The 14195-nt window shown below is 61.4% G+C and carries 8 protein-coding genes; 1 reads left to right on the top strand and 7 read right to left on the bottom strand.

What is annotated here, in order from left to right; all coding sequences use genetic code 11:
* Window positions 1-66: 66 nt before the first annotated feature.
* The 3 genes from LCH64_RS01865 to LCH64_RS01855 form a co-directional block, all read right to left on the bottom strand.
* Window positions 67-1989, bottom strand: coding sequence for a PAS domain-containing sensor histidine kinase (locus LCH64_RS01865; protein WP_226499303.1), 1923 nt, complete (start codon window positions 1987-1989; stop codon window positions 67-69).
* A 71-nt stretch (window positions 1990-2060) separates the two neighbouring features.
* Window positions 2061-4346, bottom strand: a complete 2286-nt coding sequence (locus LCH64_RS01860; protein WP_226499302.1) for an ATP-dependent DNA helicase — start codon at window positions 4344-4346, stop codon at window positions 2061-2063.
* Window positions 4343-5995: a VRR-NUC domain-containing protein gene (locus LCH64_RS01855; protein ID WP_226499301.1), complete on the bottom strand. Its 1653-nt coding sequence runs from the start codon at window positions 5993-5995 to the stop codon at window positions 4343-4345. Before LCH64_RS01855 ends, LCH64_RS01860 begins: the two co-directional genes overlap by 4 nt.
* Window positions 5996-6200: 205 nt before the next feature.
* Here LCH64_RS01855 and LCH64_RS01850 point away from each other — a divergent pair, with 205 nt between their 5' ends.
* Complete coding sequence (locus tag LCH64_RS01850) at window positions 6201-6425, top strand: YgdI/YgdR family lipoprotein (RefSeq protein ID WP_226499300.1); 225 nt, start codon at window positions 6201-6203, stop codon at window positions 6423-6425.
* A 121-nt stretch (window positions 6426-6546) separates the two neighbouring features.
* Here LCH64_RS01850 and LCH64_RS01845 read toward each other — a convergent pair whose 3' ends face one another.
* The 4 genes from LCH64_RS01845 to LCH64_RS01830 all read right to left on the bottom strand — a co-directional run bounded on the left by LCH64_RS01845 (window position 6547) and on the right by LCH64_RS01830 (window position 14062).
* Window positions 6547-6921, bottom strand: coding sequence for a hypothetical protein (locus tag LCH64_RS01845; protein ID WP_226499299.1), 375 nt, complete (start codon window positions 6919-6921; stop codon window positions 6547-6549).
* Window positions 6922-7159: 238 nt separating this feature from the next.
* On the bottom strand, window positions 7160-9013 hold the full coding sequence (locus LCH64_RS01840; RefSeq protein ID WP_226499298.1) for a polyurethanase: 1854 nt from the start codon (window positions 9011-9013) through the stop codon (window positions 7160-7162).
* 216 nt (window positions 9014-9229) lie between these two features.
* Complete coding sequence (locus tag LCH64_RS01835; RefSeq protein ID WP_226499297.1) at window positions 9230-10918, bottom strand: polyurethanase; 1689 nt, start codon at window positions 10916-10918, stop codon at window positions 9230-9232.
* Between the two features lie 57 nt (window positions 10919-10975).
* Window positions 10976-14062, bottom strand: a complete 3087-nt coding sequence (locus tag LCH64_RS01830) for an autotransporter serine protease (protein ID WP_226499296.1) — start codon at window positions 14060-14062, stop codon at window positions 10976-10978.
* Between the last annotated feature and the right edge of the window lie 133 nt (window positions 14063-14195).

The raw sequence follows: 14195 nt of genomic DNA, 5'->3' as shown, positions 1-14195 counted from the left end.
GGGACGCGCACTCCATGGCGGGGAAACCTTTTAGAAGGCCCACGCCACGGACAAGTTCAGGCGGATTCATTTCATCGACTGAGCGATGATTTCCACCAGATTGAGTTGGGTGAACGGCTTGGGCAGACGCGGCAACTTCGCGGCAAACCCCTCCAGTCGTTCGGCGTAACCAGTGGCGAGGATGATCGGCAGATCCGGTTTGAGCAGACGTACTGCATGGGCCAGTTGCGCGCCGCTCATCTGTGGCATGGCCATGTCGGTGATCATCAGGTCGATGACTTCACCCTGCTCGAACAGCTTCAGCGCCTTGGTACCGGATGTCGCGCTGATCACACGATGGCCAAGATCTTCGAGCAGCAGCGTGGTGCTGGTCATCACCAGCGAGTCGTCGTCGACCACCAGCACGCTGAGGCGTGGCACCAGAACCGCTTCGACCGCCGGATAAAAGGTTTTTGCCGTCACGCTGGCTACCGCCACCGGTATCCATAGTTCAGCGGTGGTGCCACGGCCCTTTTCACTCTTGAGGATGAAGCGGCCGCCGAGTTGTTCGATAAAGCCATGCACCATTGACAAGCCCAATCCGGTGCCCTTGCCCACGCCCTTGGTGGTGAAAAACGGATCTCTGGCCGAACCCAGCGTGGTTTCGTCCATGCCTTCACCCGTGTCGATCACGCTCAGGCACACATAGCGCCCAGCGGCCATTGAAGAGTGGCTTTGCTCAAGCACCACTTCCGGCTGCGCGGTAATGGTCAGGCTGCCCCCGTCCCCCATCGCGTCGCGGGCGTTGGTCGCCAGATTGAGCAGCGCCAGTTCCAGTTGGTTGCTGTCCGCCAGCACCGGTTGCAGATCCTCGGGAAACCGCGTTTCGATACGAATCCCCGGTCCAATCGAACTGCGCAGCAGCCCGGTGATGCCTTGCACCAGTTGCGGAATATCGACCGGTTCGGTCTTGAGTTCCTGCCGTCGGGCAAAGGCCAGCATGCGCTGGGTCAGCGACACGCCACGCAGCGCGCCTTGAGTGGCGTTTTCCAGCAGCCGACTGTTTTTCGGGTCTTCACCGATGCGCTTCTGAAGAATCTCCAGATTGCCGAGAATCACCGTCAGCAAATTGTTGAAGTCATGGGCGATGCCGCCGCTGAGCTGACCGATGGCCTGCATCTTCTGTGCCTGGAACAGCGCTTCACGGGTTTTCTCCAGGGCCAGTTGCGACTCATGGGCTTCGGTGACATCGCGGGTGATCTTGGCAAACCCGAGCAGCGTGCCGGTTTCGCCGCGAATGGCATCGACCACCACGTGGGCCAGAAACCGCGTGCCATCCTTGCGCATGCGCCAGCTCTTGTTTTCGAAACGACCCTCGCGGGTAGCAATCTCCAGCGCCCGTTGCGGTTCGCCGGCGATGCGGTCTTCAGGGGTGTAGAAAATCGAAAAATGCTGGCCGATGATTTCTTCCGGCTTGTACCCCTTGATCCGCTGGGCGCCCTGATTCCAGTTGCTCACGCGACCTTCGGGGCTGAGCATGTAGATCGCATAATCGGTGACACCCTGCACCAACAGGCGGAACTGCTGCTCGCTTTGCCTGAGGGTTTCCTCGGCCATCTTGCGATCAGTCAGGTCGCGGGTGATCTTGGCGTAGCCGAGCAGTTTGCCGTTGGGATCGATGATCGGATCGATGACCACGTGACACCAGAAGTTGGTGCCATCCTTGCGCACCCGCCAGCCCTCGCCTTCGAATCGTCCTTCGTGCAGCGCGGTGTCGAGCGCGCGTTGCGGCAGGCCCGCCGCACGATCAACGGCGGTATAGAAGCGCGAGAAATGCTCGCCGAGAATCTCCGCCTCTTCGTAGCCCTTGAAGCGTTTGGCACCGGAGTTCCAGCTGGTGATGATGCCGTCCGGGTCGATCATGTAAATCGCATAATCGACCACCGCATCGATCAGCAGACGGAAACGCATCTCCTCGATCGCGGCAGTTTTGCTCGGGTTGTCACTCATCAGGTTCACCGCTGGTTTTCATTAGCGCAAGTATGCGGCAATCCAGCGCCATGGGAAGGTGCAAACGCGCTTCAATTCACGCTTTGATCTGAGGCCGGGTCTGTACCGAGCGCCCACCAGCGCGGCAACAGTTGCTGAATGCGCGGTTCGGCGAAGCGGTCATCGATCAGCATCACCACGCCGCGATCCTGCCGCGTGCGGATTACTCGCCCGGCGGCCTGCACCACTTTCTGCACACCCGGATACAGATAGGTGTAATCGTAACCGGCACCGAAAATCGCCGCCATACGCCGTTTCAACTGTTCGTTGACCGGGTTGAGCTGGGCCAGCCCCAGGGTCGCAATGAACGCGCCGATCAGCCGTGCGCCGGGCAGGTCGATGCCCTCGCCGAACGCACCGCCCAACACGGCGAAGCCGATGCCCTGGCTGTCGGCGGTGAACTGATCGAGAAATACCTGACGCTGCCCTTCAGCCATGCCCCGGGATTGCTGCCACAGATTGATCTGCGGATGGCGTTCGGCAAGCAGGGTCAGCACCTGTTGCAGGTAATCGAAGCTGCTGAAGAACGCCAGGTAATTGCCCGGGCGCTCGCTGAACTGGCGGGCGATCAGCTCGACGATCGGTTCCAGCGACGCCTGCCGATGATTGAAGCGCGTGGAAATGCGGCTGACGATCTGCACCTGCAACTGATCGGCGCTGAACGGCGATTCGACGTCGATGCATACCGTGTCGGCGGGCGTACCGAGCAGGTCGGCGTAATAGCGCCGCGGGCTCAGCGTTGCGGAAAACAGCACGCTGCTGCGCGCCGCTTTCAGGCGCGGGCCGATGAACGCTGCCGGCACCACATTGCGCAGGCACAGCTGCGACAGCGGCCGTTTGCGCTCGAGGTCACGTTTGCTGATGTCAAACAGGTAATGCTCGTCGAACAGCTCCGCTACCCGGCCGAACTGCAGCATGTCGAAGTAGAAGGTTTGCAGCGCGCTGTCGAGTCCCTGCGGATGGTCGTTGAGGTAATCGCCAATGGCCGCGCTGCACAGGGACACCGCTTGCAGCAGTTTTTCCGGAGCCTTGTCGTAGGCCTGATACGGCGCCAGTTGCGGCTGATGCAGCGCGTTCCATTCGCGGTTGACCCGTTGCAGGGATTTTTTCAGGACCTCGGGGGCCGTCTTGCGCACACTGGCCAGCGCAGCCTGATCGAGACTGGCGCTGTACATCGAGCGCCCGCGCTCGACCAGGTTGTGCGCTTCATCCACCAGCACCGCGACTTTCCACTGATTGAGCTGGGCCAGACCGAACAGCAACGCACTGAAATCGAAGTAATAGTTGTAGTCCGCCACCACCACGTCGGCCCAACGGGCCATTTCCTGGCTCAGGTAGTACGGGCAAACCGTGTGCTGGCGAGCCACTTCGCGCATCGCCGCCTGATCCAGCAGATTGATCCGGCTGGCCGCTTCACGGGCGGCGGGCAGGCGATCATAGAAGCCTTGGGCCAACGGGCAGGACTCGCCGTGACAGGCTTTGTCCGGGTGTTCGCAGGCCTTGTCGCGGGCGACCATCTCCAGCACCCGCAACGGCAAGCGTTCAGACTGATCGAACAACACCTGACTGGCGTCCAGCGCCAGTTTGCGCCCCGGGGTCTTGGCGGTCAGGAACAACACCTTGTCCAGTTGCTGCGGCGCCAAAGCCTTGAGCATCGGGAACAGCGTGCCGAGGGTTTTGCCGATCCCGGTCGGTGCCTGGGCCATCAGGCAACGGCCGGTGCTGACCGCTTTGAACACCGATTCGGCCAGATGCCGCTGGCCGGGGCGAAAATCGGCGTGGGGAAAGCTCAATTGCTGCGCGGCCCGATTGCGCGCCTCGCGATGGGCCATTTCCTGCTCGGCCCAGTTCAGGAACAACCGGCATTGTTGTTCGAAAAAGTCTTGCAAGACTGGCGCAGTGAAGGCCTCGACCACACAGGTTTCCTTCTCGCTGACGATGTCGAAATACACCAGCGCCAGATTGATCCGCTCAAGCTCGAGCTTGCGGCACATCAGCCAGCCGTAGACTTTTGCCTGCGCCCAATGCAGCTGACGATGGTTGGCCGGCTGCTTGCTCAGGTCACCGCGATAGGTTTTGACTTCTTCCAGACAGTTCTGCGCCGGGTCGTAGCCGTCCGCCCTGCCCCTGACTTTCAATTGCAGAAACTCGCCTTCCAGCGCCACCTCGCTCTGGTACTTGTCGCTGCGCCGCGAGGCCACGGTGCGGTGCCCGAGCATGCCTTCGAGCGCAGTCGGCGAAGGGGTAAACCGCAGGTCGAGGTCGCCGGTCTTGGCGGTGAACTCGCACAACGCGCGGACGGCAATGCTGTAGCTCAAGCGCTCTGCTCCGCCCATTGCACGTAGCACACGGCGACCGGCATCTGGTGTTGGTGGCAGAACTCCAGCCAGCGCAATTGATTGTCCTGCAGGCGGTCACCGGGGCCTTTGACTTCGATCATCCGGTAGGTCTTGTGCTGCGGCCAGAACTGGATCAGATCGGGCATACCGGCGCGGTTGGCCTTGATGTCGAGCAGCAGGCGATTGAACCAGTGCTTGAGATGTTCGGCCGGCAAGCACGCCAGCGCCTGCTCCAGCAGTTGCTCATTCAAGGCGCCCCAGAACACGAACGGCGACTGCACGCCCCATTTGGCGACGAAGCGCTCACGAATGGTCGCCGTATAACGGCCATCGTCGAGTTGGTCGAGGCAGGCCTGGAACAGTTCGGCGCGGCGTTGCTGGAAGTCTTCGTTGAGCAGATCCACCGGCCCGCGCTGAAACGGATGAAAAAACGCCCCCGGCAGCGGCGCAAAAATCGCCGGCCAGCACAGCAGGCCGAACAGCGAGTTGATCAGGCTGTTCTCGACGTAATGCACCGGGCCGCTGTCTTCGTGCAGATGCGCCTGCACATAAAACTCCACCGACAGCGACGGATCGGTGCGCGGTAATTGCAGATCGAGGCGCTCGACCGGGCGCGGCGTTGCGCGCTTGAGCGGTGGCCCGCCGAGCTTGCGCCGCAGCCGGGGCAGCATCCGCTGCAGACTCTGCTGTTCGGCGGCGCTTTCCGGCGCCTGTTCGGCGAGAGTGGCAAGCTCCAGCGCCAGTGCGTATTCGCCGCAGCGCTCCAGCACCCGAATCATTCGCTGGCGGGCGCCGGGGTAGGCGCAATCGCGGTAAATGCTCAGCGCCAGGGCGAACTCCGTGATGCGCTCGCAATACTGGCCGATCTGGAACAGCACCTTGCCGCGTCGCCGTTGCAGCCACGGGTTGTCGAACTGCAGTGCGCTGACCTGCTCGACAATGGTTTCCAACGGTTCACCGGCCTCGAAGCGTTGCTGGCACTGATGCAGGAACAGGCAGGCGTCAACGTCTTCACGGCTGCGCAGGCCACGGGAATCGGCGCAGAACTCGACTTTTTCGTAGGTAAAGATGCCGAGGTCGGCGAGGACGAATTCCGACCAGTCCTGGTACAGGTTGCCGAAGAACATCAGGCGCAGGCGGTCGCACAGGTCCATGATGGTCAGGCTGAGCAAGCAGTCGCCGAGCGTCGGCGCCCAGTCGGACAGGCTGCGCGATGCACTGAACTGCTCCGCGAGCGCCGGCAGCCAGTCGTCCTTGCGCCCCTTGGGTTGTTCGATAAAAGCACCGAACGCTTGCAGGAGTTCGGCCTTGAGCAACACGTCGAACACTTCGGCCACGCTCAACAACGCCTGATCGTCGAGCCAGCCGTGACTCAGCAACGGCTGCGCGGCGTCGCTGATGTCCCCGATTTCCGGGTAGTTGAGTTTGCCGAGGCGGAAATGCACGCCCTTGCGCATTACCATGCGCACCAGCAAACCCTGTGAGGCGCGTGGCAAAGCCTTGAAGTCGCGGATAAAGCCGTGCTCGGATTCGCTCATCACATCGGCATAGCGCAGCTCAAGCCAATCAAGCACTTGCCGGAAGTTGTTGAGGTAATAGAACGGATCGTCGAGCGGGTTGGCAGTCACGGGAATTCAGGGCCATGGCGAGCGAATACTGGTTATGCGTACAGATACCAGCTCTGCCCCGTCGCGTGCAAACGGAAAAAGATCAGTGGCAGCGGCAATCGGAATTTTTTCAGGGTGCCATCGAACTTTTCCCGGTTGGATGGCACCAACCGCGTTAGAGACCGAAGTCGGTCAATTGATATGGAATGAGGTATTTGAGGTGGGTATGAAGATCAAGACTCTGGGTATTCCCCTGGCGGTAGCGGCCCTGCTGACATTGGGCGGCTGCTCGACGCCGACGGTGGTCACCTTGCAGAACGGCACCCAGTATTTGACCAAGGACATGCCGAAAACCAAGAACAAGGATGGCTTCTATGAATTCGAGGATATTTCCGGGACCAAGGTGAGAGTCCGCGGCGACGAGGTCGCGACGGTGCGCAAGGAAGACTGACACCCTGCTGTACGTGCAGGAGCTGCCGCAGGCTGCGATCTATTGATTTTGATCTTGAAAAACAAAGTCAAAAGATCGCAGCCTGCGGCAGCTCCTACAGGGGAAGTGTTATGCGTGTGTGTTACTCGAAAGCAGGCAGGCCCACAATGCTGTGATCGCAACTGAAATGCTGCTCACCGCGCCGCGCCAGCTCGGCTTGCAGACGCCGGCAGCGTTCCAGATCCAGCTGGGTCATGCGGTCAATGCTCAGGTTGCCAGTGGCTTGCGCTTGTTTGCCGTCACCCGGCAGGAACGTCACGAACGGCTGTTCGGGCTGAATCTGAAACAGGCTTTTCTCTTCCACCGGCTCGACCACTTCGGTCTTTTCCGGTTTCGGCAGTTGATCGGTACTGATCCCGTAACGGCTCAGAATCGAGGTTGGCGGCAGATCGGCCCAGGCATTGGCCGATAACAGCGCCAGTCCGACAATCCCGACATACCCCTTGAACCTTCTCACGTGTGAATCTCCTGTACTCGATGGCGGCTAGCTATAGAACGTGTGGGCACGTGCTGGCTTTAGGCCGCTTTTGCTGTTTGCAGAGCTTTTGAGTCAGGGTGTGGCTATCGAGTCACTTTTGATACTGGGTTGTGGCGAGGGAGCTTGCTCCCGCTTGAGCGCGTAGCGCGCACAAAGTCTTCAGGGCCGCTTCGCGACCCAGCGGGAGCAAGCTCCCTCGCCACAGGTTACGGGTGCATCAGGCGATCACAATTCCATCGGCACTGAGGCTATTCAGCGCCACTCCAACCAGCGTCACCGAGTCAGCGCCAAACTTCAGCACCGTGTCCTGCCCCACCATCGAGGCATGCGCGCGGGAGTCGTCATTGGGCAACACGCCCTGCACGCCAAGGAACACCAGTTTGTCGTTGGCCGTAAAACCCACCACCCGATCCTGACCAAATGCGCCGTTGAACAGGAACGTATCCGCCCCGCCGCCCGACTCCATCAGGTCATTGCCGGCGCCACCGACAAACACGTCGTTGCCGGCACCACCGATCAAATGGTCGTTGCCGTCCAGACCGAACAACCAATCACCACTGGCGTGGGCCTTGAGCGTATCGGCGCCGCTGGTGCCTTTGACGCTGGACGCGTACTGCGTGACGTTGTTGCCGACCTTCAGGCCGCTGGCCGTCACGCTGTGGGTCACGTCGTCCTTGAACAGGCCCCAGAGGAAGCCCGGCTCCTTGGTGACGATGCTGCCGATGTCGCGGGTGATGCTGATCCCGCCCTTGGCATCGCGGATGTACAGGTTGCCGGCGCCGTCGTTGGCGAAGTCGAACTTGTTCACTGACTGCTGCAAGTCGAGGGTGTTGTTGCCGGCGCCGCCGAGAATGACGTTGTAGCCGCCACTGTCACGGAAGGTGTCGTTGCCGGCGCGACCTTCGAGGTAGTCGTTGCCGCTGCCGCCCTGGATCAGGTCGTTGCTGTCGCTGCCGATGATGAACGTGCTGCCCTTGTGGGTTTCAGCGTTGCGGTTCAGGTCCTGCACCCAGGTGTTGGCTCGCGCCGGGTCCGACAGGTTGGCGACGATGATCGTCGAGTCCTTGCTGGTCAGATCGTAGAACGTCGACTCGATGATCCGGTTCATGCCGTCGCCGTAAGCAGTCGGCAGGTGCGAGATCCAGGTCGGGATGTTGAGGATGGAGAACGGCAGCAGATTCCACGCGGTCGAGGCGTAGTGATCGTTGAAACTGACGATGTTGTCGGTAGCCGATTCCTTGGGCGCGTCGTGCACGCCAACCGAGGCGCCGGTAAAAGTCGAGCCGTCGAGGGCGCGGAACACCGGATCGTTTTCGTAGCCGACGTTGAGCACCTTGTCGGTGCCGCTCTGGGTCGGCGAGGCGTAGGCAATGTAGTTGGAATCGGCGAAGAACCCGCCCCACTTGCCGCCGCTGAGGTCGGCCATGCTGTTGACCGCCAGACCGCCGAGGCTGTGGCCGCTGACCAGCACGTCCTTGCCGCTGAGGCCGTTGGCCTTGGCGAACGCCACCACGTCATTGAGCAGATTGCCGAACGCTTCGCCGACGTAATTCTTGGCATAGTCCTTGGGACCGAAGGCTGCCAGCAGGTCGTTGATCACATCGCCGATGGAGTCGAGGATCAGGTTTTCCCGCGGGCCGCTGGTGCCGCGAAAGGCGATGCCGATTTCCGTGAGATGGCCCTGGGCGTCGTACTTGCCGAGGATTTCCACTTGGGCGGTGGTGTAACCGGCCTTCTCGCCGAAGAAGGTTCCGCGCGCGTCGGTCTTGCCGTCGTAGCCCAGTTGCGAGGCGGTGATCGGTGTCCAGCCAGCCTTTTTCACCGCGTCGAGGGCGAGTTTTTCAGAGTCGGGATTCCACGGAATACCGGGAATCACCCCTTGCGAATCAGTACCGCCGAGCAGCGCAGTCACCAACGTGGCGGGCAGGCCGAGACCGAAGCCGTTGTGCTGATAACCGGCGGCAAAGCCGTTATCGAGGTTGTGGTAGGAATACAGCGTGATCGCCATGGCATCGCTGAACAGCGCCTTGGAATCGGCTGTGCCGAAGTTCTTGTAGTCATACACACCCATTGCTATTGCCTCTCTTTTGTTGGAATTGTCAGAGATAGCTCACAGCCAGGGCGCCCCTCGCGGGCACGCCCCGGAGCATTTCAGTACTACTTGCGTTGCTTTTAACGGTAGGAGTGAGCCTGCTCGCGATGAGGCCGTGTCAGGCAACATGGATGGAGACTGACTCACCGCTATCGCGAGCAGGCTCACTCCTACAGGGTTTCTCCCGACGAGTGACTAGGCAAACACGAAAGACGAGTCCGACAGGTTAGCCACCCCAACCCCGATCAGGGTCACGGCATACTCGCCAATCTTCAGCACCGTATCAGCCCCCGACTGTGCCGCATGCTGCTTGTAGTCGTAGCCCTGCCCCGCGCCTTCGACGCCCATGAACACCAGTTTGTCGCTGCCCTGGTAGCCATTGATCGCGTCGAAACCGAACGCGCCACTGAACAGGAAGGTGTTGTTGCCACCCACCGTCGTCATCACGTCATTGCCGGCGCCGCCGACGAAGGTCACGTGGCCCTTGTCGCTGATCAGCTTGTCATCGCCGCCCAGCCCGAACAGCCAGTCCCCCTCGGCACTGGCGTGCAGCGCATTACCGTACGCATCGCCGTTGAGCGAATGGGTGTACTGGGTCAGTTCGTTGCCATTGGTCAAACCCTTGGCCGTGACGCCCCAGGTGATCTCCTTGCTGCCCCACCACGACCCCGACTCCTTGCTCACCAGCGCGCCGATGTCGCGGGTCATGCTGATACCGCCGTAGGCGTCGCGCACGTACAGCGTGCCGTCTCCGTCGTTGGCAAAGCTGAAGTTCTGCAGCGGTTTCTGCAGCTCGAAGGTGTTGTGGCCCTGACCGCCGAGGAGGATGTTGAAACCCCCGTCATCACGGAAACGGTCATCGCCGCCCAAGCCTTCGAGGAAGTCGTTACCCGCCCCGCCCTTGAGCCAGTCGTTGCTCTGCGTGCCAATGATGAAAGTGCTGCCGGTGTGTGGCTCGCCACTGCGCCCCAGATCCTCGACCCAGGTCTTGCCCCGGGACGCTTCCTCAAGGTTGGAGACGATGATGGTCGAGTCCTTGTGCGTCAGGTTGTAGAACTTCGAGTCGATCACCCGATTCAAGCCATCGGCATAGCCCAACGAGCCGTGGGCCGACCAGCTCAGCGGATTGGCAATGCTGAACGGCACCAGGTTCTGCGCGGTGGACGCGTAATGGTCATTGAAGTTGACGATGTTGTCGGTGGTCGACTCATGCGGCTTGTCGTGCTTGCCCATTGAGCTGCTGCTGAAGGTGGTGCCATCGAGCACACGGAACACCGGATCGTTTTCGTAACCGATGTTCAGCACATTGTTGCCGGTGCTGCTCTGGGTCGGCGAAGCGAACGCAATGTAGTTGGCGTCCTTGAAGAACCCGCCCCAGTTGCTGGCGCTTAACTCGGCCACGCTGTTGACCCCGAGCCCGCCAAGGCTGTGACCGCTGATCAGTACATCTTTGGCGGCAATGCCGTGTGATACCGCGAACGCGACGACAGCCTTGAGCAGATTATCGAAGGCATTTTTCGCGTAGTTGCTCGCGTAATCCGCTGGCCCGATGGCGGCCAGCAGGTTGTTTTTCAAGTCGCCGAAAGTGTCGCTGAAACCAAGCCCGCCGGTGCCACGAAAGGCCACACCGATACCGGTCAGCTTGCCTGTTGCGTCGTATTTGCCAAGCACTTCGGCTTCGGCGCTGGTGAAGCCGTCCTTCTCGCCAAAGAACGTACCCTGCGCCCCGACCTTGCCCTGATAGCCCAGCGCTGTCGCACTGAGCGGTTTCCAGGCCGTGCCCGGCAATGCTTGCCCGGTCGGGGTGTAGGCATACAGCGTCAGCGCGATAGCGTCGCTGTACAACGCTTTGCCATCGGCATTCTTGTAATCGAACAGTCCCATGTTGTGCTCTCTCTTCCTTCAAAACCGGCAGCCCCCAAGGAACTGCCGGCATTGCCTTTAGAACTGCCAGTCGAGCGTCAGACCCACTCCGTGATCCTTCTCGTTGTTACCGATCAGTCCGTTATAGTCCAGGTTAACCCGGACATCGCGATTGAGCGCCAGCCCGGCGCGTACACCGACCACGGCAGCATCACGATCCATCGACACACTCTGCACGGTGAACGCGCTGTTGCCATTGGCAAACGCCAGATGACTGTCAGCATCGACACTGCTCAGGTTGTGCTGCCAGCCCAGGGTCGCGCCCAGTTCCAGCTGATGTTTGTCCGACAGCGCGAAGGTGCGCTTGGCGCGTACGCCAAGGGTCGACAGCACCACATCGCGGTTGTCTTCACCGCCCTTGAGCGCCGCCGCATCACCCTTCTCGGTGAAGCTGTCGGTGTTCAAGTGCACGTACGACAGATTGGCGAACGGCTCCAGATTCATCGGTTGCAGGCGCAGATCATAAGCCGCTTCGGTGAACACTTGGGTAGTCGCCGCATCGTGCCTGGTTTTCTGTTTACCGCTGACGTCACCGAATTGCAGGTCACGTTTCACATCCACGCGATGCCAGCTGTAGGCCGCACCGGCGGTCAGACGCAGCGCATCGATCTGATGCCCCAGGTACGCACCCAGGTGGTAGCTGTCGACCGAGGCCGACGAATGCGTGCCGCCGCCCATCCCCAACGAGCTGTCGCTATAACCGGTAACGAAACCCAGACGCGTATCTTCAGCAATCAAGCCGTCGACGCCAGCCAGCAGCCCGCTGATGGAGCTGTTGGAGTCGGCATTTTCATGCCCGCCATCGCTCTTGCCCCACGAACCCAGGACCTTGACCCAGGCGTTGCTGCGATCGTCGGTCGGCGCGTTGGCATTGAACAGATCACGCTCACGCAAACGCTCGCCCACGGCTTCACGCAGGTAGCGGCTGTCGTTGATCAGCAGCGTGCCGATGGCTGGATGGATCTCGCCGGACAGTTGCTGGAACGCTTGTTGCGCAGACGCCGCGTTCGGCGACAACAGCAGGGTTTCGAACAGCGCATTGCCCGCGCCCAGACGCTCGGCAGCCGCGCCGACCGCACGCTGGTTCGGCGTCAGACCGACACTGGCGAACGACGCGCCATTGCGCCCCACCTCCAGTTGTACGCCGCTCGCCGAGTACGCCAGGGTGCCGCCGAGGAACGCGTAGTTCGGCAGCACTTGCCCGAACTGCCCTTGAATTCCACCGGCCGCTTGCAGGATGTTGAACTGCATGCCGAGCAGGCTCTGCACTTCAGTGGTGGTCAGCAAGGTCGGGCTGTTTTCCAGCGACAGACTGACCGTGGCGCCATCGATCACCGCTTTGCCGCCGGCAACGATCTTGTCGCTGCTGGTCGGCGATACTTCTACCGCGTAGGTCGAACCCGGTTCAAAGGTCACGTCACCGGCGACGTTCAGCGTGCCGATCGAGTTGCCCGGCGCGACGGTACCGCCGCTTTTCGCGGTTAGTGCGCCGATGCGGCCGTTACCGCCGAGGATCCCGCTGTCGTTGACCGTGACCGCCGAAGCCAGCGAGCCGTTGATCGCCAGACGCCCCTGATTGACCAGGGTCGGGCCGCTGTAGGTGTTGTTGCCGGTCATCACCAGGGTGCCGATACCTTGCTTGGTCAGGCCGCCGTGACCGGAAATGTCGTTGCGCCAGGTGTCGAGGCCGCAGGTGATGTCGGTGCACAGGCGCTCGGTCGGTTTGCCCTTGTCGATGATCGCGCCAATGCCCGGCAAGTCCGCGACGAACTGCCCGGAACCGTAGGCACCCTGGATGCGAAATTCTTCCGGGATGTCTTTCTCGGTGACGAACATCGCCGGACCATCGATGCCCTTGCGCAGGTTGATCATGCCCCAGCCGTACAAGGCGTCGATGCCCGGTGCGCCGAGGTCGGTCGCGGTGGTACGCAACACCGTGGCGACCTGATCGCCAGTCATGTACGGGAAGCGCTCCATCAACACCGCCATCGAGCCGGCCACGTGTGGCGCGGCCATCGAGGTGCCGTTGTAGTTGGCGTAGCCAGTGGTCAGGTTGTCAGCGTTGGTGCCGCTGATGATCGAGCTGTAGATCTGCGTCCCCGGCGCCGAGACGCAGAAGCTCGCGGTGTAGCCGCAACGCGAAGAGAACGTGCTCATGATGTACGGATTGGCGCTGGCCAGGTCCGGGTTCTTCTGCAACGCGGCGACGGTGATCCAGTTCGGCGCGATGTCCGGCACGAAGTAACCGAGGCCGGCGATGGCGTCCGGGTTGTTCAGGTTGTAATCGTTACCAGCAGCGAAGATCGTCACGATACCGCTGCGGGCGGCGGCGATGGCGCCGTCGTAGGCACCGCCGGGCTTGGTGCCGAGCAGTGTGCGGATTTCGTTGAACTGCAATTGCGCGTCGTTGACGGTGAAGTGCGGATACGCCGGGTTGCGGCCGCCGAGGTCGAAACGGTCGGTGATGCCGATGCCCCAGCTGTTGTTGATGATCCGCGCGCCGCTGGCGATCAGCGCATCCCAACCGGCCTTGTACACCGCGCCGTCGTTGCCACGGACGATACCGTCTTCCGGGCCCGGGTCACCGTTGTCGGCGCTGATGATCTGCGCACCGAACGCCACCCCGTGCATCGGCCCGCCGTCGCGGCTACCGGCGGCAATACCGCCGACGTGGGTGCCGTGGGCGCCGAGCTTGCCGTTGGAACCGACCGAGGGCGAACCGTCATAGCGGAACGCGTCCCCGGCTTTGACCGGGATGTACGGGTCGGTGTATTCGCGGATCCCGCTGGTGACCAGGGTGATGACTTTGTTAGCGCCGGAAAACTCCGGGTGCGCGGCGTACACCGGCTGGTCGAAGATCCCCAGTTTCACGCCTTTACCGGTATAACCGGCGGCGTAGGCGTAATCCGCGCCGATGGCGCCCAGGCCCCAGTCAGCCTTGAATTCGGTGCTGCGCCAACTGGCGGGATCGCCAGTGCGGCCGCTTTCCACATAAGGCGCCGCGTGTGCGCTGCCCCAAGTGGTCAGCGCGCAAATCACGGCGCAATTGAGCGTTTTCATGGCGAAGCGACCGCCCGTTTGCGCGGGGGTTTTGTTGTTATTCATCCAGCGACCTTCCTTAGTGTTGTTGCGAAAAATCCGTCTATTTCAATCTCATGAATGCTGTTTTTTGTGGCGCGGGAGCTTGCTCCCGCTGGGGCGCGAAGCGGCCCCCTGCATGTTTCCAGTCGAACCCGGT

The organism is Pseudomonas sp. MWU16-30322 (assembly GCF_020515535.1).
In the GTDB taxonomy this organism is placed as follows: Bacteria; Pseudomonadota; Gammaproteobacteria; order Pseudomonadales; family Pseudomonadaceae; genus Aquipseudomonas; species Aquipseudomonas fluorescens_H.
Note: the sequence above shows the minus strand (reverse complement) of the source record. Positions and strands in the feature narration are given on the sequence as shown.